General features: G+C 67.4%; 22 protein-coding genes. 16 read left to right on the top strand and 6 right to left on the bottom strand.

Annotated elements, in window-relative coordinates; all coding sequences use genetic code 11:
• Nucleotides 1–5: 5 nt before the first annotated feature.
• Nucleotides 6–380, bottom strand: a complete 375-nt coding sequence (locus ACWPN3_RS23100; RefSeq protein ID WP_109445880.1) for a response regulator — start codon at nt 378–380, stop codon at nt 6–8.
• A 232-nt stretch (nt 381–612) separates the two neighbouring features.
• On the opposite strand from ACWPN3_RS23100, the gene ACWPN3_RS23095 reads away from it, so the two are divergent.
• From ACWPN3_RS23095 to ACWPN3_RS23065, 7 genes are all read left to right on the top strand, one after another.
• Nucleotides 613–1,179 carry an invasion associated locus B family protein gene (locus ACWPN3_RS23095; RefSeq protein WP_109445878.1) on the top strand — a complete coding sequence of 189 codons (567 nt, stop codon included), beginning with the start codon at nt 613–615 and terminating at the stop codon, nt 1,177–1,179.
• A 78-nt stretch (nt 1,180–1,257) separates the two neighbouring features.
• Complete coding sequence (gene rlmN / locus ACWPN3_RS23090) at nt 1,258–2,427, top strand: dual-specificity RNA methyltransferase RlmN (RefSeq protein ID WP_109445876.1); 1,170 nt, start codon at nt 1,258–1,260, stop codon at nt 2,425–2,427.
• Nucleotides 2,428–2,622: 195 nt separating this feature from the next.
• A complete protein-coding gene (locus tag ACWPN3_RS23085; protein WP_014248979.1) occupies nt 2,623–2,886 on the top strand; it encodes a hypothetical protein in 264 nt (87 codons plus the stop codon).
• A 276-nt stretch (nt 2,887–3,162) separates the two neighbouring features.
• Entirely contained in the window at nt 3,163–3,552 is a 390-nt protein-coding gene (gene sdhC, locus ACWPN3_RS23080; RefSeq protein ID WP_098738833.1) for a succinate dehydrogenase, cytochrome b556 subunit, read from the top strand.
• Nucleotides 3,553–3,563: 11 nt separating this feature from the next.
• Nucleotides 3,564–3,959: a succinate dehydrogenase, hydrophobic membrane anchor protein gene (sdhD, locus tag ACWPN3_RS23075; protein WP_098738834.1), complete on the top strand. Its 396-nt coding sequence runs from the start codon at nt 3,564–3,566 to the stop codon at nt 3,957–3,959.
• A 5-nt stretch (nt 3,960–3,964) separates the two neighbouring features.
• On the top strand, nt 3,965–5,749 hold the full coding sequence (gene sdhA, locus ACWPN3_RS23070) for a succinate dehydrogenase flavoprotein subunit (RefSeq protein WP_109051846.1): 1,785 nt from the start codon (nt 3,965–3,967) through the stop codon (nt 5,747–5,749).
• A gap of 26 nt (nt 5,750–5,775) precedes the next feature.
• Nucleotides 5,776–6,552 carry a succinate dehydrogenase iron-sulfur subunit gene (locus ACWPN3_RS23065; protein ID WP_377808385.1) on the top strand — a complete coding sequence of 259 codons (777 nt, stop codon included), beginning with the start codon at nt 5,776–5,778 and terminating at the stop codon, nt 6,550–6,552.
• Between the two features lie 69 nt (nt 6,553–6,621).
• Here ACWPN3_RS23065 and ACWPN3_RS23060 read toward each other — a convergent pair whose 3' ends face one another.
• Nucleotides 6,622–6,831, bottom strand: coding sequence for a hypothetical protein (locus ACWPN3_RS23060; protein WP_109445874.1), 210 nt, complete (start codon nt 6,829–6,831; stop codon nt 6,622–6,624).
• A gap of 232 nt (nt 6,832–7,063) precedes the next feature.
• Between ACWPN3_RS23060 and ACWPN3_RS23055 the strand changes: the two genes are divergently transcribed.
• A complete protein-coding gene (locus tag ACWPN3_RS23055; RefSeq protein WP_109445872.1) occupies nt 7,064–7,912 on the top strand; it encodes a branched-chain amino acid aminotransferase in 849 nt (282 codons plus the stop codon).
• On the opposite strand, the gene ACWPN3_RS23050 is transcribed toward ACWPN3_RS23055, so the two are convergent.
• Nucleotides 7,888–8,235 carry a hypothetical protein gene (locus ACWPN3_RS23050; RefSeq protein WP_492241281.1) on the bottom strand — a complete coding sequence of 116 codons (348 nt, stop codon included), beginning with the start codon at nt 8,233–8,235 and terminating at the stop codon, nt 7,888–7,890. The two genes, ACWPN3_RS23055 and ACWPN3_RS23050, sit on opposite strands and share 25 nt — an antisense overlap.
• A gap of 44 nt (nt 8,236–8,279) precedes the next feature.
• Complete coding sequence (locus ACWPN3_RS23045) at nt 8,280–8,912, bottom strand: S24 family peptidase (RefSeq protein ID WP_109445868.1); 633 nt, start codon at nt 8,910–8,912, stop codon at nt 8,280–8,282.
• 162 nt (nt 8,913–9,074) lie between these two features.
• Between ACWPN3_RS23045 and ACWPN3_RS23040 the strand changes: the two genes are divergently transcribed.
• From ACWPN3_RS23040 to ACWPN3_RS23010, 7 genes are all read left to right on the top strand, one after another.
• A complete protein-coding gene (locus tag ACWPN3_RS23040) occupies nt 9,075–9,479 on the top strand; it encodes a hypothetical protein (protein ID WP_109445866.1) in 405 nt (134 codons plus the stop codon).
• A complete protein-coding gene (locus ACWPN3_RS23035) occupies nt 9,476–9,874 on the top strand; it encodes a hypothetical protein (protein ID WP_492241280.1) in 399 nt (132 codons plus the stop codon). Before ACWPN3_RS23040 ends, ACWPN3_RS23035 begins: the two co-directional genes overlap by 4 nt.
• Nucleotides 9,853–11,394: a portal protein gene (locus ACWPN3_RS23030; RefSeq protein ID WP_492261765.1), complete on the top strand. Its 1,542-nt coding sequence runs from the start codon at nt 9,853–9,855 to the stop codon at nt 11,392–11,394. Before ACWPN3_RS23035 ends, ACWPN3_RS23030 begins: the two co-directional genes overlap by 22 nt.
• Nucleotides 11,387–11,686, top strand: coding sequence for a Bbp19 family protein (locus tag ACWPN3_RS23025; RefSeq protein WP_492241278.1), 300 nt, complete (start codon nt 11,387–11,389; stop codon nt 11,684–11,686). The genes ACWPN3_RS23030 and ACWPN3_RS23025 overlap by 8 nt, the downstream gene beginning before the upstream one ends.
• 44 nt (nt 11,687–11,730) lie before the next feature.
• Nucleotides 11,731–12,531 (top strand): capsid assembly protein, encoded by an 801-nt coding sequence (locus ACWPN3_RS23020; protein ID WP_492241277.1) that lies wholly within the window; start codon nt 11,731–11,733, stop codon nt 12,529–12,531.
• 242 nt (nt 12,532–12,773) lie between these two features.
• Nucleotides 12,774–14,378 (top strand): diguanylate cyclase domain-containing protein, encoded by a 1,605-nt coding sequence (locus tag ACWPN3_RS23015; protein WP_492261764.1) that lies wholly within the window; start codon nt 12,774–12,776, stop codon nt 14,376–14,378.
• Complete coding sequence (locus ACWPN3_RS23010; RefSeq protein WP_492261763.1) at nt 14,339–15,142, top strand: putative bifunctional diguanylate cyclase/phosphodiesterase; 804 nt, start codon at nt 14,339–14,341, stop codon at nt 15,140–15,142. The genes ACWPN3_RS23015 and ACWPN3_RS23010 overlap by 40 nt, the downstream gene beginning before the upstream one ends.
• Here ACWPN3_RS23010 and ACWPN3_RS23005 read toward each other — a convergent pair.
• Together ACWPN3_RS23005 and ACWPN3_RS23000 are read right to left on the bottom strand one after the other, a co-directional pair.
• On the bottom strand, nt 15,128–15,658 hold the full coding sequence (locus tag ACWPN3_RS23005; RefSeq protein ID WP_492241275.1) for a metallophosphoesterase family protein: 531 nt from the start codon (nt 15,656–15,658) through the stop codon (nt 15,128–15,130). The two genes, ACWPN3_RS23010 and ACWPN3_RS23005, sit on opposite strands and share 15 nt — an antisense overlap.
• Nucleotides 15,659–15,736: 78 nt before the next feature.
• The gene (locus tag ACWPN3_RS23000; RefSeq protein ID WP_098738845.1) at nt 15,737–15,973 is read right to left on the bottom strand and encodes a DUF4170 domain-containing protein; all 237 of its coding nucleotides are present in this window, start codon (nt 15,971–15,973) and stop codon (nt 15,737–15,739) included.
• Between the two features lie 238 nt (nt 15,974–16,211).
• Between ACWPN3_RS23000 and ACWPN3_RS22995 the strand changes: the two genes are divergently transcribed.
• Complete coding sequence (locus tag ACWPN3_RS22995; RefSeq protein ID WP_492241274.1) at nt 16,212–16,910, top strand: cytochrome b/b6 domain-containing protein; 699 nt, start codon at nt 16,212–16,214, stop codon at nt 16,908–16,910.
• Nucleotides 16,911–17,097: the final 187 nt, after the last annotated feature.

Below are 17,097 nucleotides of genomic sequence, written 5' to 3'. Positions count from 1 at the left end.
TTCATTCAACCGGCGACAAGTGCTGCCAACAGCTCCGAAGCCAGCAGGCCGGGATTGACCGGCTTGGAGATGACACGCGACACGCCCAGCTTGGCGAAGGCGGCGGATGTCAGTTCGGCCGGCACCTTGTCGTCGATGGCCGACAGGATGACGACCGGCATCTCCGGACGCAGCGTCCGCGCGGCCTTGATGACCTCGAACCCGTCATGGTCCGGCATGATGATGTCGGTGAGGACGAGGTCGAACTGTTGGACGTAAAGGATGCCGATGGCTTCCGGGGCGCTGGAGCACAGGGTCAGGTCATGGCCTTCGCGGGTCAGGATCGCGCGGATCAGGTTGCGCGTGACCGGATCGTCGTCCACCACCAGCAGCTTGGCCATGCCAGTCCCCGTCGCATTCATGCCGGGCGCAGGTATAGCGTGAACCCATGGTTACGCCAGCGGCAAGTTTATGACCCTCCATTGTGCTTATGCGTGTCAAAATGTCACGCGGCGAGCAGGGCGGCCTGTGAGAAACGACCCTGCACCGGCCCGGCGGTCTTGGAATGGTCAGTCCGTTTGGGGTAGTGTCCGCCCGCACCCCACGGACCAACAACGAGCAGACGCAAGACCGATGTTGCTTCCCAACGCCGTCCGCCGATTTGCCGGGGCCGTCTTTGCCGGTTCTGTCGTCTCTTCCATCCTCGCCGCCGGCTTTCTGGCCGCCGGCATGACCGCCGCGCCGGCCGCCGCGGCCGACCCGCGCCACCTCGGCACCTTCAAGGACTGGAACGCGTTCCTGTTCGAGGAGAAGGGCCAGAAGGTGTGCTACATCTCCAGCCAGCCCAAGAAGTCGGAGCCGAAGGCGAAGCGCGGCGACATCTACACGCTGGTCACCCACCGCCCGGCGGAAAAGGCCCTTGACGTCGTCAGCGTCATCGTCGGCTATCCGTTCAAGAAGGGCAGCGAGGCCGAGGTCAGCATCGACGGCAAGGACTTCAAGCTGTTCACCGACGGCGAGACCGCCTGGGCTCGCGATGCCGATGCCGACCGCACCGTGACCGCGGCGCTGCGCAACGGCAAGCAGATGGTGGTGAAGGGCGTGTCCGGCCGTGGCACCAAGACGACCGACACCTACAGCTTGGCCGGCGTCGGGCAGGCCTATGACGCCATCAACGAGGCCTGCGGCGTGAAGCGCTGATCGCCGCAGCGGATTACTTGGTCTTTTTGCCTTCGAGTCTTTTGACTCCGCGCGCTCATGGCCCTATGTAATGGGGCCATGAGCGCCTCCAATCATGCTTCCGCCTTCGTTCTGCCGGCGACCGATGCCGACGGACGCAAGAACCTTGTCGGCCTGTCCCGCGAAGAGCTGGAAGCCGAGATGCTGTCGATCGGCCTGGAAAAGTTCCGGGCACGCCAGCTCTGGCACTGGCTCTACCACCGCGGCTCCACCGATTTCACCGAAATGACCACGCTGGCCAAGCCGGTGCGGGAAAAGCTGGCCGACGCCTACATCGTGGCGCGGCCGACGGTGGTGACGGATTTGAAGTCGGCGGACGGCACCCGCAAGTGGCTGCTGCGCATGCCCGACGGGCAGGAGGTGGAGAGCGTCCACATCCCCGAGGAGGATCGCGGCACGCTCTGCGTCTCCTCCCAGGTCGGCTGCACGCTGACATGCCGCTTCTGCCACACCGGCACGCAGCGTCTGGTGCGCAATCTGGACGCGGCGGAGATCGTGGCGCAGGTGATGCTGGCGCGCGACATGCTGGGCGAATGGCCGGCGCCGCCCGACGGGCGCATGCTGTCCAACATCGTCATGATGGGCATGGGCGAACCGCTGTTCAATTACGACAACGTCGCCAAGGCGTTGAAGATCGTGATGGACGGCGACGGCATCTCGATCTCCAAGCGGCGCATCACCCTGTCGACCTCCGGCGTCGTGCCGATGATGGAGCGCTGCGGCCAGGAGCTGAACGTGAACCTCGCGGTCAGCCTGCACGCGGTGACCGACGAGCTGCGCGACATCATCATGCCCATCAACCGCAAATACCCGCTGCGCGAGCTGATGGACGCCTGCCGGAACTATCCGGGCCTGTCGAACGCCCGCCGCATCACCTTCGAATATGTGATGCTGAAGGGGATCAACGACACGCCGGCCGATGCGCGGGCACTGGTCAAGCTGCTGGAAGGCGTTCCGGCCAAGATCAACCTGATCCCCTTCAACGAATGGCCGGGCGCTCCCTATGAGCGGTCGACCGCAAAGGCGATCCAGGTCTTCGGCGACATCGTCAACAACGCCGGCTATGCCAGCCCGGTCCGCACCCCGCGCGGCGAGGACATTATGGCCGCCTGTGGCCAGCTGAAGAGCGCCAGCCTGCGCTTGACCGCCGCCGAACGCGCCGCCATCGCCAACGTCATCGCGGAGAAGGACGCGGCGCTGGTCTCGTAAGGGACAGCCGACGATACTTTCGATGACGAGGGGCTTTAGGCCGGGCGTGTTGAAATCCAGCCGCCGGGCATCCATGTTCCCTGTATGTTCGAGGGCTTCGCCGATGCCGTCCGCCTCCCCCCGGAATTGCGGACGGCTCCGCGCTGTGACAGGGTGTCGCCACGTCCGCCAACCAGATCCGGTTCCAGCATCGGCATGCCCGCCCCCATCGAGGACATCATCGCCAAGGCGATCAAGGATGCCGACAAGTCCTTCTTCAACGAGGATTATGCCAAGCAGGCGAAGGCGGTGACCGCCGCCCTGAAGAAGGCGGGGTACGAGGTGGCGCCGGTGAAGCCGCCGCCGGGGCTGGTCGAATGGGCGAAGGACAACATTCCGTTCGGTCGTCTGCGTCCGGCGGAACTGATTACGCAGATGTACTCGATGATGGTCGAGAACGTGCGGCGCTTCGACAAGTAGCGCCAGCGCAAGCGCGGCGGTCCCGGACTGTCCTCATTGGCTGGTATTACCACAGGACCGGAAGGCCGTTTCTTTTCAGCCACTTCCCGCGCTGCGCCAAAATCGTCACACCAGCACTTTCGGCCACCCCCCGCCGTTGACTCGGATGCTGCGTGAGCGTAATTCATTGCGCCAACCAATAGGACGGGACAGCCGTCTCAAAAGGGCACGCACCACCCAGCCGCCGCGGCAATCGTCATGTTGCGCCGCGTCCGGCCGCGAACAGAGGACGACGCAATGGCAAACGGCAGCGGTCGGCCGCTCTCCCCGCACCTTCAAGTCTACAAACTCCCGTTGACCGCAGTCATGTCCATCACGCACCGCATCACGGGCGTCGGGCTGGCTGTGGGCACGCTCCTGCTGGTCTGGTGGCTGGTTGCCGCCGCTGCCGGTCCGGAAGCGTTTGCGCGCGCGCAGGGCTTCATCGGCTCCTTCTTCGGCCTGCTGCTGATGTTCGGCTGGTCGGCGGCGCTCTACTACCACCTGTGCAACGGCATCCGCCACCTGGTCTGGGACGCCGGCAAGTCGTTCGAGCTGACCGACGCCGACCGCAACAACAAGGTCGTCCTCGGCGCGACGGCAGTGCTGACCGTGCTGACCTGGATCGTCGGCCTGGCCGTGTGGTGAGGAGATAAGACATGGCGTCCAATAGCAAGACCCTCCGCTCGCCGTTGCAGGTCGCACGCGGTCTGGGTTCCGCCAAGCATGGCACCGAACATTGGTGGTCGCAGCGTCTGACCGCGATCGCCCTGGTCCCGCTGACCGTCTGGTTCGTTTTCGGCGTCATCCGTCATCTGGGTGCCGATCACGCCGCCTTCATTGCCTGGATGAAGTCGCCCTTTTCGGCCGTGATGATGATCCTCACCGCCGTGGTCACCTTCCACCACGCCCAGTCCGGGCTCCAGGTGGTCATCGAGGACTACGTGCATGCCGAATGGCAGAAGATGGCGCTGATCATCGGCGTCAAGTTCCTGTCCTTCGCCCTGGCGGCCGCCTGCGTGCTGGCCGTCGTGAAGATCTTCATCGGAGCCTGACGACCATGGCGACCGCCTACAACATCATCGACCACACCTATGACGTCGTCGTCGTCGGCGCCGGCGGCGCCGGTCTGCGCGCCACCTTCGGCATGGCCGAAAAGGGCCTGAAGACCGCCTGCATCACCAAGGTGTTCCCGACCCGCTCCCATACCGTGGCGGCGCAGGGCGGCATCTCGGCCGCGCTCGGCAACATGGGCGAGGACGACTGGCGCTACCACATGTACGACACCGTGAAGGGGTCGGACTGGCTGGGCGACCAGGACGCCATCGAGTACATGTGCCGCGAGGCCATCCCGGCGATCATCGAGCTGGAGCACTACGGCGTGCCCTTCTCGCGCACGCCGGAAGGCAAGATCTACCAGCGCGCCTTCGGCGGCATGACCGCGCAGTACGGCAAGACCCAGGCCTATCGCACCTGCGCCGCCGCCGACCGCACCGGCCACGCCATCCTGCACACCCTCTACCAGCAGTCGCTGAAGCATGAGGCGGAGTTCTTCGTCGAATACTTCGCGCTCGACCTCATCATGGAGGACGGCGTCTGCAAGGGCGTGCTGGCCTGGAACCTGGACGACGGCACGCTGCACCGCTTCCGCGGCCAGCTGGTGGTGCTGGCGACCGGCGGCTACGGCCGCGCCTACTTCTCGGCGACGTCGGCCCACACCTGCACCGGCGACGGCGGCGGCATGGTCCTGCGCGCCGGCCTGCCTCTGCAGGACATGGAGTTCGTGCAGTTCCACCCGACCGGCATCTACGGCTCCGGCTGCCTCATCACCGAGGGCGTGCGCGGCGAGGGCGGATACCTGACCAACTCCAACGGCGAGCGCTTCATGGAGCGCTATGCCCCGTCGGCCAAGGATTTGGCGTCGCGCGACGTCGTGTCCCGCTCGATGACCATCGAGATCCGCGAAGGCCGCGGCGTGGGTGAGCACAAGGACCACATCCACCTGCACCTCGAGCATCTGCCGCCGGAAATCATTCACCAGCGCCTGCCCGGCATCGCCGAGACGGCCAAGATCTTCGCCGGCGTGGACGTCACGAAGGAGCCGATCCCGGTTCTGCCGACCGTCCACTACAACATGGGCGGCATCCCGACCAACGTTCACTGCGAGGTGCTGTCGCCGACCGCTTCGAACCCGGATCAGGTGGTGCCGGGCCTGATGGCGATTGGCGAGGCGGCCTGCGTGTCGGTCCATGGCGCGAACCGCCTGGGCTCCAACTCGCTGCTCGATCTGGTGGTGTTCGGCCGTGCGGCCGCCATCCGCGCCGCCGAGATCGTCCAGCCGGGCAAGGCCCCGTCGGTCAAGCCGGACGCTTGCGACAAGGCGCTGGAGCGGTTCGACCGCATCCGCAACGCCAAGGGCTCGATCAAGTCGGCCGACCTGCGGCTGGACATGCAGCGGACGATGCAGAACAACTGCGCCGTCTTCCGCACCGGCGAGGTCCTGGACGAAGGCGTCAAGAAGATCGACGCGGTCTATGCCAAGAAGGGCGAGATCGCCATCTCCGACCGCTCGCTGGTCTGGAACTCCGATCTGGTCGAAGCGCTGGAGCTGGACAATTTGCTGGGTCAGGCGGTCGCCACCCTGCATTCCGCCCAGAACCGTCCGGAGAGCCGCGGCGCCCATGCCCGTGAGGACTATCCGAACCGCGACGATGAAGGCTGGATGAAGCACACCGTCATCTGGGTCGCGGACAATGGCGAGACGAAGATCGATTACCGCCCGGTCCATATGTACACGCTGACCGATGAGGTCGAGGTCTTCCCGCCCAAGGCCCGTGTGTACTAAGGCCCGCCGGATAAAGGAAATCAGCCATGGTTGAATTCAACCTGCCAGCCAACTCCAAGGTCGGCGTCGGCAAGACCGTGAACGTCGCGAGCGGCGCCAAGCGGGCCAAGACCTTCAAGATCTACCGCTGGAACCCGGACGACGGACAGAACCCGCGCGTCGACTCCTATGTGGTCGACCTCGACAAGTTCGGGCCGATGATCCTCGACGCGATCATCTATATCAAGAATCAGGTCGACAGCACGCTGACCTTCCGGCGCTCCTGCCGCGAGGGCATCTGCGGGTCGTGCGCGATGAACATCGACGGCACGAACACGCTGGCCTGCCTGAAGGCCATCGAGGACGTGCCGGGCGACGTCAAGATCTACCCGCTGCCGCACATGCCGGTGGTGAAGGATCTGGTCCCCGACCTGAAGCACATCTATGCCCAGCTCGCCTCGATCAAGCCGTGGCTGCAATCGCAGTCGCCGGCCCCGAGCCGCGAGCGGCTGCAGTCGCCGGAGGACCGCGCCAAGCTGGACGGCCTCTACGAATGCATCCTGTGCTTCTGCTGTTCGACCTCGTGCCCCAGCTACTGGTGGAACGGCGACCGTTACCTCGGCCCGTCGATCCTGCTCCAGGCCTATCGCTGGATCGCCGACAGCCGCGACGAGATGACGGGCGAGCGCCTCGACAACCTCGAGGACCCGTTCCGCCTCTATCGCTGCCACACCATCATGAATTGCACCAAGGCGTGCCCGAAGGGTCTGAACCCCGCCAAGGCCATCGCCGAGATCAAGAAGCTGATGGTTGCGCGCCGCTGATCGCGGACAAACGTTCGCGACACGGAAAAGGCGCCCCTTCGGGGGCGCCTTTTTTCATTTTGGGGCTTCTCAGACGAAGTCCGGGTCGGTCGGGCGCGATGGCGGCAGGTCGTTGCCGGGAGCCGGGCTGTCGGTGGTGCCGGGGCCGCCGGGGTTGGGCAGGTCGGGGTTGTCGGTGCCCGGCAGATCGACGCCGGGAATATCCTCGTGCGGGCCGGGGAAAGGGCCAGAGGAGAAGGTCTGCGGGGCGGCGCTGAGGCCGGGATCGGCGATCGGCATGAGGCGGTTTCCCTCTGTCGGTGGATTGCGGTTGCTCGCTCTTCCCTATCAACGGCCGAAGCCGCAATCCGCTCCATCGCACGGGACGATTGCGTGCGCACCGGTTGACCGATGGCGGCGAGGGGGTATGCTCTTCGGGAGATCACCAACGACCACGAACCACGAATGGGCGGTGCCGGCCGGCGTCGCCCCGCGTAGGGACACATTTTCTTTCTAGGGAAGGACCGAAATCATGGGCGGCATGGCAGGCCAGGCGTGGAGCTGGATCCAGGGCGAGTGGGTGGAGGGCAATCCGCCCATCGTCGGACCGCTGTCCCACACGCTGTGGCTCTCTTCGACGGTCTTCGACGGCGCGCGTGCCTTCCAGGGCGTGGCCCCCGACCTCGACCTGCACTGCGCCCGCGCCATCCGGTCCGCCCAGGTGATGGGGCTGGAGCCGATGGTCACCGCCGGTGAGATCGAAGAGCTGTGCTGGGACGGCATCCGCCGTTTTCCCAAGGAAGCCGAGTTGTACATCCGCCCGATGTTTTACGCCGACGACGGCTTCGTCGCCCCGGCGCCGGAGAGCACGCGCTTCGTCCTGTCGATCTACGAGGACCCGCTGCCGCAGCCGACGGGCTTCGCCGCCTGCATCTCCACCCGCCGCCGGCCGATCCCGACCATGGCCCCGACCGAGGCCAAGGCTGCCTGTCTTTATCCGAACGCCGGGCTGGCGCTGACCGAGGCGCGCAAGCGTGGCTTCCAGAACGCCATCATGCTGGACGCCATCGGCAATGTGGCCGAGTTTGCCACGTCCAACCTCTTCATCGCCAAGGACGGGGTGGTGCGCACGCCGGTGCCGAACGGCTGCTTCCTGAACGGCATCACCCGCCAGCGCATCATCGCCCTGCTGCGCAATGATGGCGTGACGGTGGAGGAATGCACCCTGACCCCGCAGGACGTGTTGGAAGCCGACGAGGTCTTTTCCACCGGCAACCACGCCAAATGCGTGCCGGTGATCAAGGTGGAGGACCGCAGCCTTGCGGCGGGACCGCTGTTCCAGCGGGCGCGGGCGCTTTACTGGGAATACGCGTTCCGCTGATCGAGCAACGCCACCGCCGCCCGGCGGTGATGGGCCAGCGTGGCGGCCAGCCGGGCCAGCCACGCGTCGGTCCGGCAGGTCGCGGCGGTCAACGCGCCGCGGCGCCGGGCCGTGGCGAGGCGTGCTTCCGCCGCGAGCGTGCTGTGCAGACGGAGCGTTGCCGCGCGTTTGAGGGCGTTGGCGCGGCTTGGGCCGCCGAGCAGGGCGGAGCGAAGCTCCTGCTTCGGCGGCTTGGCGTCATGGGTGCGGTGAAGGCTGTCCAGGCGGGCGGCACGGTCCATGGAATGGACGATAGCGCCTGTCGGGATATGCGGTAAAGGCAAATTTTCCTAGGATCGCGCGCCGGGTGGGGAGGTGTTTGACCTCCTCACTGGCTCGCCCAGATGATCCGCGCCATCCAGGCGACGTCCGACAGCGGGATGCTGCGGTCGGGGTGGGCCCGGTTGATCGACAGCAGTTCGATCTTGGTCGCCGTCTCGCGCATCAACTGCTTGGCCATCACCTCGCCGCCCTTGGTGCGGACGACGACGCGGTCGTTGCGGCGGATCTGCGCGGCAGGCGAGACGATGATGGTGTCGCCGTCGCGATAGACCGGTTCCATGCTGTCGCCGGAAATCTCCAGCGCATAGGCATGCGGGTCGCCCAGGCTCGGAAACAGCAGTTCGTCCCAGCCGCTGCCGGCCGGGAAGCCGGCATCGTCGAAATAGCCGGCCGACCCGGCCTGGGCATAGCCGATCACCGGAACCCGTTGCAGCGGGGTGGTACCGGCGCCGTCGCCGACCAGCGACACGAACTCCGACAGGGAGGCGCCGGTGGCGTCCAGCACCTTGGAGATGCTTTCCGTCGACGGCCAGCGCAGCTTGCCGTCGTTGGTGGTGCGCTTGCTCTTGTTGAAGGTGGTCGGGTCCAGTCCGGCGCGCCGTGCCAGCCCGGAGGCGGAGAGCCCGTGCTGTGCCGCGAGGCGGTCGATGGCCCGCCAGATGTCCGTATGTTTCAGCATGGGACGATAATCTCATAAAGCGGCGACAGCGTCCCTAGGAACTTTTTCATAAAACCATTGACCGCGGGCAGTGGCGGGAACATAACGCAAACAGAAGGCGCGGCCGCGAAGCAGGTCCGGTGTCTCTCTTCCCAAAAAATCCGAAGCCGCAAGGAGACCAGCATGCTGCGTCCGGCCGCCACCGCTTTGCCTGCAACCAGCCTTTCCCGGACCGTTCCGCTGAAGCCGGAGCCCTACAGCGTCGAGGGCCAACCCTTTGCCGATGCGGAGGAGGCGTGGTTCTGGGCGGTGCAGGCGCATGAGGCCAAGGCAGCCGGGGCGCGGGTTGTCGCCGGCTGTGGGCAGGTCGCGCGGCCCTGCGAGCCGCAGGACCTTCTTCAGGTGGTCGACCGCCTGTACCGGGCGCGCAAGCTGATGCGCGACCACCTGCATGTGCTGGTCCATTACGGCCGCCGCCAGAGCGCGCCGGAACCGGACCGCTTCCGCGAACAGCGGGCCCATTCGCTGTGGCAGGAGGCGTTCACCGTGATCGCCCCGGCGCTGCGCAACAAAGGCATCGCGCGATGAGCGCCGCCCCCTGGACCGCCGCCTGGATCGTCTATCGCGGCGAAGCGCCCTTGTGGTGGCTGCGGTTGCTGAAGCCGGGCTTCCGCCACTGCCTGGCCCTGCTGACCGACGGTCGGCGCTGGGTGGCGGTCGATCCGCTGGCCGGTTTCACCGACATCGCGGTGCTGGACCTGCCCGCCGACTTCGACCTGCCGGGCTGGTACCGCGCCCAGGGGCTGACGGTCGACGCCGCCCCGCTGCGCCGCCCAGCCGGCCCCGCCCCCTGGGGGCCCTTCACCTGCGTCGAGGCGGTCAAGCGCCTGATCGGCTTGCGCGCCCGCCGGGTGCTGACCCCCTGGCAACTGCACCGCCACCTGACTGGAGGAGACCGCGCATGCCCGCATCCGCAGCCGTGAAACCGTCCGCCCGGCGGAAGGGTGACCTGTCGGAACCGGAAGCCCTGCTTGACCGCTACCGCGTCGCCCGCGAACGGCGCAGCGTGTGGGAAAGCCATTGGCAGGAGTGTTACGACCATGCGCTGCCCAACGGCCGGCCCTTCCGCGGCGGCGGCACGCCGGGCGAACGCCGGGTCGACCGGCTGTTCGACGGCACCGCCCCCGACGCGGTCGAGCAGTTGGCCGCCAGCCTGCTGTCGGAACTGACGCCGCCCTGGTCGCGCTGGTTCGGCTTCCAGCCCGGTCCCACCCTGACCGGGGCGGAGCGCGACCGGGTCGCTCCGCTGCTCGACCGTGCCGCCGGCATCGTCCAGGCCCATTTCGACCGCTCCAACTTCGCGGTGGAGATCGATCAGTCCTTCCTCGACCTCGTCGCCGTCGGCACCGCCAGCCTTTTGATGGAGGAGGCCGCCCCCGGCGCCCCGTCCAGCCTGCGCTTCACCGCCGTCCCGCTGGCCGAGGCGGTTCTGGAGGAGGGGCCGGACGGCCGGTTGGACGCCACGTTCCGCCGTAGCGAGGCGACGCTGGCCCAGATCCTCCAGCGCTTCCCCGGTGCGGACCTGCCAGATGAGGTGCGGAAGCAGGCGGCGGGGGAGCCCGACAGCCGCTTCCCGCTGGTCGAGGCGGTGCTGCCCGACGGGACTGCCTATCGCTGGGGCGTGGTGCTGGACAGCGGGCTCGCCGAACCGTCCTGGCTGGCGCAGGGGCGCTTCGCCCAGTCCCCCTTCGTCAATTTCCGCTGGCTCAAGGCACCGGGCGAGACCTATGGCCGCTCTCCGGTGATGAAGGCGCTGCCCGACATCAAGACCGCCAACAAGGTGGTGGAACTGGTGTTGAAGAACGCCTCCATCGCCGTCACCGGCATCTGGCAGGCTGACGATGACGGGGTGCTGAACCCCACCACCATCCGGCTGGTGCCCGGCACCATCATCCCCAAGGCGGTCGGGTCAGCCGGCCTGACGCCGCTGGCCAACCCCGGCCGGTTCGACGTGTCGCAGCTGGTGCTGGACGATCTGCGCGGCCGCATCCGCCATGCGCTGCTGGTCGACCGGCTGGGGCCGGTGGAGTCGGCGCGGATGACCGCGACCGAGGTGCTGGAACGCTCGGTCGAGATGGCGCGGCTGCTGGGCGCCACCTATGGCCGCCTGCAGGCCGAGCTGATGACGCCGCTGGTGCTGCGGGCAGTGTCGATCCTGCGCCGGCGCGGCGAGATCCCGGACATCACCGTGGACGGCCGGTTGGTGGAGTTGCAGCACCGTTCCCCGCTCGCCCAGGCGCAGGCGCAGCGCGACGTCCAGGCGACGCTGCGCTGGCTGGACAGCGTCAAGGCGCTGGGGCCGGAGGCGGAGGCCACTGTGGATGCGGCGGCGACCGCGCATTGGCTGGGCGAGGCCTTCGGCGTGCCGGCCAAGCTGATGCGGGCGCAGGTTGCCGGCGCCGGGCTGGACGCCGGAGCGGGTGCCGGTGGCTCCAATGGCTGACCGCCCAATGGCTGACCGCCCGACGATCGAGCAGGCCGGCTGGGACTGGCTGGAGGCGACGCTTCCTGCCGATCCGCAAATCGGTGCGGCAGCGGATGCCGACCCGGCGCCCAGCTTCGCCCGCTGCTTCGCCGGACGTGACGGGGAGCGTGTGCTGGCGGTGCTGCGGGCAATGACGCTCGACCGCGCACTGGGGCCCGACGCGTCGGAAGCGGCGCTCCGTCACCTCGAAGGGCAGCGCCAGCTGGTCGCCACCATCCTCGCGCTGGCCGCGCGGGGACGGGCCGGCTGATCGGCGGTTCTGCCGCCCTTTTTTCCCCTTCCTTGCAGGAGTTGATGATGGCCGACACTCTGCTGACCGAATCCACCGCTGCCGCCGATATGGTGCCGCCGCTGCCGGTTCCGGAGAAATTCCGCGACCCCAAGACCGGCGCCCTTCGGGTCGAAGCCCTGCTGAAATCCTATCTGGAGCTGGAGCGCCGCCTGTCGTCGCAGGGCCAGTCCCGGCAGGCACCACCGGACACCGCGTCCGACTCGCCTCCCCAGGCCGCTTCCCTCGATCCGGCCAGCTTCGATTTGGCCACGCTCGACCCGGCACAGCGCCGCCGGCTGCTGGGAGCGCCGGAGACGCCGGACGGTTACAGCATCGCCTGCGACCATGGCTTGTTCCAGTCCGACCCGGAAATTAACGGACGCCTGCACGAAGCCGGCTACACCGCGGATCAGGCCCAGCTTCTCTATGATCTCGCCGCCGAGCGGATGGTGCCGCTGATCCAGACCATGGCCGCCGAATTCCAGGCGGAGCGCGAGGTCGAGCGGCTGGTCGCCCGGTTCGGCGGAGAGGAGCGCTGGCGCGAGGTGTCGCGGCAGCTCCTGGCCTGGGCCGGCAAGACCCTGCCGCCGGCTGCGGTGGAAGGGCTGGCGACCACCTACGAAGGTGTCATGGCGCTCTATGCGATGATGACCGGCAGCGAGCCGGCGGCGCTCTCGATGGCCGGCAACCGCGCGGGCGGCGGCGAGGGCGAGGCGGAATTGCGCACCCTGATGCGCGACCCGCGCTATTGGCGGGAGCGCGATCCGGCGGTGATCGCCCGCGTCACCGAAGGCTTCCAGCGCCTTTATCCCGGCCAGGGGTGAGGTGAAGCGGTACCGGCCGTTCTCCCCCGCCGCTCGCTGTCCGGCGGGGGAGTGGCAGGGGGGACCGGAAGGCGGAGCAGAGACAAAGCGTCGCAGCATGCAACCTTCGTATGGGTTGGACAGACGTATCTTGCGCGTGCGAAGAAAAATTGCGTTGCACGACTGAAATGAAGTCGTCACCTTCCCTTTCACATCACCAACCGTCCGTTTATCGAACGGACCAGAGAGCGACGCCAAGCCCGATGACGCTGCGCCGCAAGATCCGCTGGCTGACCTGGATCGGCCTGATCGGCTGCCTGATGGCGGCGATCCCCGCGCTCTACCTGCTGCGGCAGGGCATGATCGCCGAGCGGGGCCAGCTTGCCGCCGCCCTGGTGGAGTCCGCCGGGCTGCTTCTGCGGGATCTGGAACAGTCTGCGGCATCCGGTGCGATCTCCGGCGACGAGGCGCGCGACCGGGCGCGGACGGCCCTGCTGGCCCTGTCGGCCAAACCCTTTCATGTCAAAATTTTCACGGACGGCATCGTCCCGTCGGGCTGGCCGGCCATCGACCGTGCGGTCACGGCGGAGGGGCGCTTCGAAGCCTGGGGTTGGGCCATAGCCGCCGCCGGCGACATCGGCGACCTCGACCGCGATTTCCTGATCGAGGCGTCGGGCTTCCTGCTGTTCCTGGCGGCGTTGCTGGTGTTGAGCTGGCCGGGATCGCTGTTTCTGTCGCAGCATGTGGTCGGGCCGCTGGAGGCGCTCTCGGACCGCATGCGCCTGCTGACGGAAGGACGGACCGACATCGACATTCCCGGCCGCGACCGCCGCGATGAATTCGGTGCGATGGCCCGCGCCATGGAGTTCTTCCGCCGCGCCGCCATCGCCCTGATCGAGCGGGACGAGCGGCTGGCCGGCATCATGAACAATGTCGGCGAGGCGATCCTGCTGGTCGACGCCCGCGGCCGCATCGAGGAACACAACCCCGCCGCCGTCGCCCTGTTCGGCGTGCCTGCCGGGGAACTTCGCGGCCGTCCGCTGTCCGGGCTGTTCGCCGCCTCCGACCGGGTGCGGATCGATGCGCTGCTGGCCGGCATGGCCACCGACACCGGTGTACCCGAGCCGGTGCGGGAGGAGGCGTTGGCGATCGAGCGCGCCGAAAGCGGCGAGCGGATCGACGCCTCGCTCAGCGTCTCGCCGCTGGTGGTGCAGGGGCGGCGCGGCTTCGTCTGCGCACTGGCCGACGTAACCGAGCGGGTGCGCCATGAACGCGAACTGATGCGGTTGGCCACCCGCGACCGGCTGACCGGCCTGCCCAACCGCGCGATGATCGAATCGCTGCTGGAAGCGGCGGTGGAGCGCAGCCGCCGGTACCGGCGTCCCTTCGCCGTGCTGTGCCTGGACCTGTCCCGCTTCAAGCTGATCACCGACACGCTGGGCCATCAGGCCGGCGACGCGCTGTTGCAGGAGGTTGCGCACCGGATCGTCGCCTCGGTGCGTGCCGCCGATCTGGTCGGCCGCATCGGCACCGACGATTTCGCCGTGCTGCTCGAGGAAATCCGCGATGCCGACGAGGCGGCGACAATCGCCGGGCGCATCCTCGACGCCTTCGACGCGCCGGTCACCCTGCCGGGTTGCGAGCATTACGTCCGGCCGGCAATCGGCATCGCCGTCTACCCGACGGATCTTGCCGGGGACCATGGGGACGGCGACGACCCGCAGGTGCTTCTGCGCGCGGCCGAAACGGCTCTCTACGCCGCCAAGCGGATGGGGGACGCCGCCATGCCTTCTTCCGTCCGGAACTGGCCGAACAGGCGCGGCGTCAGTTGGCGCTGGACGGCGATCTGCGGGCGGCGCTGGCGCTGAAGCAGTTCCGCCTGCATTACCAGCCCAAGGTGTCGCTGATCGATTACTCGCTGGAAGGGTTCGAGGCGCTGCTGCGTTGGGAGAAGCCGGGGCAGGGGCAAACTCAGGGAACCATGATCCCGCCCGGCGAGTTCATCCCGGTGGCCGAGGAGACCGGCTTCATCGTCCCGCTCGGCGACTGGGTGCTCGACGAGGCCTGCCGCCAGATGCGCGAATGGCTGGATGCCGGGATGGAGCCGGTGCCGGTCGCCGTCAACATCTCGCCCAAGCATCTGCGCAATCGCAGCGCCGAGGATTTCCGCCGCATCATCGACCGCCACGGCCTGCCTCCCGGCCTGATCGAGCTGGAAATCACCGAAGGCGCGGTGATGCAGGATCTCGACCATGCGCTGGCGGTGCTGGCGGCGTTGAAGGCAATGGGGATCCGGGTTGCGGTGGACGATTTCGGCACCGGCCATTCGTCCTTGAGCTACCTGAAGCGGCTGCCGATCACCACGCTGAAGATCGACCGCTCCTTCATCAACGGCGTGCCGAACGAGCGCGAGGACGCCGGCATCGTCTCCACCATCATCGCCATGGCCGACATGCTGGGCCTGCATGTGGTTGCCGAAGGGGTGGAGAAGGCCGAGCAGGCCAACTTCCTGCGCCACCACAACTGCACCCAGGTCCAGGGCTGGCTGACCGGCCGCCCGGTGCCGGCCGACGCCGCCTGCCGCCTGTTGATTGAGCGTCTGCGGCAGACGGCGGCGTTAGGGGCTGCCTGACACCGGGACCGCCTTGCGCCGCGGGCGGGGGACCGTCAGTTCGGACAGGGTGACCGGGCGGAAATTCCAGACATCGACGCCGACGTCGATCTGCCGCGGCTGCGGCTTCAACTGGCCGTGGCTGTGGCCGTGCAGGTTCAGCGCCTTGCGGTGCATGCCGTTCCAGGTGCGGAAGGCGTAATGGCACATCACCAGATCGACGCCGTCCAGCGTCAGTTCGGCGTAATGCCCGACGCTGGCCCAGCCGGGCAGCGCCAGCGTCTCCGGGCCGTCGTTGTTGCCGGCGATCAGGTGCTTGGTGCCGTTCAGCCGGCCGAGCAGGGCGGCCATGGCGTCGGGCTTCATGTGCAGGGCGAAATCGCCGAGGTGCCAGACCTCGTCGCCGGGGCCGACGGTGGCGTTCCAGTTCGCCTCCATCGCCGCGTCCATCTCAGCGGTGGACTCGAAGGGACGGCGGAAACGGCCGCGGGCGCCGCCATGGCCGAAATGGGTGTCGCTGGTGAAGTATACGGTCATCGACCGGTCAACGTCGGCGCGCCCCCGGCGGTTCCCAACCCTGGGATCCCGCTTCGGGCGCGCCGCCGGATGCCGGCATCAGTGCTTGTGATCGCCAGCTGCCGGATCGAGGAAGCGGTGCAGGTGGACGATGTAATAGCGGGTGTGGGCGTCGTCGATCGTCTGGCCGGTGGCGCCGCGCCATGCCTTGTAGGCATCCTCATAGCTCGGGAAGATGCCGACGATGTGCAGCTTCGACGGATCGACGAACTGGTCCGAGTCCGGACGCACGAGTTCGCCGCCGAACACGAGGTGGAGGAGCTGTTTGTCGGGCATGGCGGGGTCCTTATAACCGGGGTGATTGGGGAGTTATGGCTGTCTTTGCGCCGGCAGGCCGGCTGATGCGTCGCATTCTCATATCCGTCGTCCGGGCGGCGCTTCAAGCCTGTTGACACGTCCATCGACCTTTGCCACCACGGGACCGCGGCGTTTTCAGGATCAGGATAAAGAATCCGTCCATTTGCCGCAGATGACGGGGGCCGAAAACATGGCCGAACACTGCGAGGATCGAGCGATGGCAAGTGGTCATACCGCGACTCGGGAGAAACATGGACGGGAGCTGCGGGTCTGGGACCTGCCGACCCGCCTGTTTCATTGGGCGCTTGTCGCCGCGGTGGCGGTCGCGATTCTGTCGGCTGAGCTTGGTGTGCTTGCCGTTCATATGTTGGCAGGCGAAACAGTTCTGATTCTCGTTCTGTTTCGGCTGGCCTGGGGCGTGGTGGGCAGCCAGACCGCCCGCTTCACCGAGTTCGTAAAGGGACCGGGGGCGATCCACGACTATCTGAAGCGTTCCCGCGCGGGTGGGGAGGCCGCCTTCACCCTGGGCCACAACCCGCTGGGCGCGCTGATGGTGGTGGCGCTCCTGCTGGTGCTGCTGGTCCAGGCGGGCAGCGGCCTGTTCACCAGCGACGACATCCTGGTCGACGGTCCACTGGTGCCGCTGGCATCCGGCGCCACGGTGTCGCTGCTCGGTTCGCTGCACCGGTTGCTCGCCAACGGCATCTTCGTGCTGATCGGGCTGCATGTGGCCGCGGTGTTCTTCTATCTGCTGGTCAGGAAGGACAATCTGATCCGTCCCATGCTCACCGGTCGCAAGACCCTGCCGGCGAGGCTGGCGGCGACGGAGCCGTGCCGTGCCCCGGCGGCGCTGGCGCTGGCGATCCTGGCGACGTCGGCCGGACTGGTCTTCCTGGTGCTGCGCGCTGCCGGCTGAGACTGTCGGCGGCTCCCGCCGGGCTGTCTTCCGCGACATATGCCGTTGGTTGTGTGCGACAATGCGCCATCTGGGACTGGACGTCTTCCAGTTTAGAATAACTCCAGATTGATCCGCACAAAACACCACGAAACCAATGATGCCGGCCCGATTTCCCGGATCGATCGCCCTTTGCCTGGATAAACCT

This window comes from Azospirillum sp. UENF 111221 (assembly GCF_058780625.1).
Note: the sequence above shows the minus strand (reverse complement) of the source record. Positions and strands in the feature narration are given on the sequence as shown.

Bases quoted from the DNA above. Each gene is read 5' to 3' on its own strand.
- ACWPN3_RS23065 (WP_377808385.1), top strand. From the start codon at position 5,776: ATGGTTGAATTCAACCTGCCAGCCAACTCCAAGGTCGGCGTCGGCAAG.
- sdhA (WP_109051846.1), top strand. From the start codon at position 3,965: ATGGCGACCGCCTACAACATCATCGACCACACCTATGACGTCGTCGTC.
- ACWPN3_RS23015 (WP_492261764.1), top strand. From the start codon at position 12,774: ATGACGCTGCGCCGCAAGATCCGCTGGCTGACCTGGATCGGCCTGATC.
- ACWPN3_RS23035 (WP_492241280.1), top strand. From the start codon at position 9,476: ATGAGCGCCGCCCCCTGGACCGCCGCCTGGATCGTCTATCGCGGCGAA.
- sdhD (WP_098738834.1), top strand. From the start codon at position 3,564: ATGGCGTCCAATAGCAAGACCCTCCGCTCGCCGTTGCAGGTCGCACGC.
- rlmN (WP_109445876.1), top strand. From the start codon at position 1,258: ATGAGCGCCTCCAATCATGCTTCCGCCTTCGTTCTGCCGGCGACCGAT.
- ACWPN3_RS23000 (WP_098738845.1), bottom strand. From the start codon at position 15,973: ATGCCCGACAAACAGCTCCTCCACCTCGTGTTCGGCGGCGAACTCGTG.
- sdhC (WP_098738833.1), top strand. From the start codon at position 3,163: ATGGCAAACGGCAGCGGTCGGCCGCTCTCCCCGCACCTTCAAGTCTAC.
- ACWPN3_RS23030 (WP_492261765.1), top strand. From the start codon at position 9,853: ATGCCCGCATCCGCAGCCGTGAAACCGTCCGCCCGGCGGAAGGGTGAC.
- ACWPN3_RS23025 (WP_492241278.1), top strand. From the start codon at position 11,387: ATGGCTGACCGCCCAATGGCTGACCGCCCGACGATCGAGCAGGCCGGC.
- ACWPN3_RS23055 (WP_109445872.1), top strand. From the start codon at position 7,064: ATGGGCGGCATGGCAGGCCAGGCGTGGAGCTGGATCCAGGGCGAGTGG.
- ACWPN3_RS23085 (WP_014248979.1), top strand. From the start codon at position 2,623: ATGCCCGCCCCCATCGAGGACATCATCGCCAAGGCGATCAAGGATGCC.
- ACWPN3_RS23020 (WP_492241277.1), top strand. From the start codon at position 11,731: ATGATGGCCGACACTCTGCTGACCGAATCCACCGCTGCCGCCGATATG.
- ACWPN3_RS23045 (WP_109445868.1), bottom strand. From the start codon at position 8,912: ATGCTGAAACATACGGACATCTGGCGGGCCATCGACCGCCTCGCGGCA.
- ACWPN3_RS22995 (WP_492241274.1), top strand. From the start codon at position 16,212: ATGGCAAGTGGTCATACCGCGACTCGGGAGAAACATGGACGGGAGCTG.
- ACWPN3_RS23060 (WP_109445874.1), bottom strand. From the start codon at position 6,831: ATGCCGATCGCCGATCCCGGCCTCAGCGCCGCCCCGCAGACCTTCTCC.
- ACWPN3_RS23005 (WP_492241275.1), bottom strand. From the start codon at position 15,658: ATGACCGTATACTTCACCAGCGACACCCATTTCGGCCATGGCGGCGCC.
- ACWPN3_RS23095 (WP_109445878.1), top strand. From the start codon at position 613: ATGTTGCTTCCCAACGCCGTCCGCCGATTTGCCGGGGCCGTCTTTGCC.
- ACWPN3_RS23040 (WP_109445866.1), top strand. From the start codon at position 9,075: ATGCTGCGTCCGGCCGCCACCGCTTTGCCTGCAACCAGCCTTTCCCGG.
- ACWPN3_RS23100 (WP_109445880.1), bottom strand. From the start codon at position 380: ATGGCCAAGCTGCTGGTGGTGGACGACGATCCGGTCACGCGCAACCTG.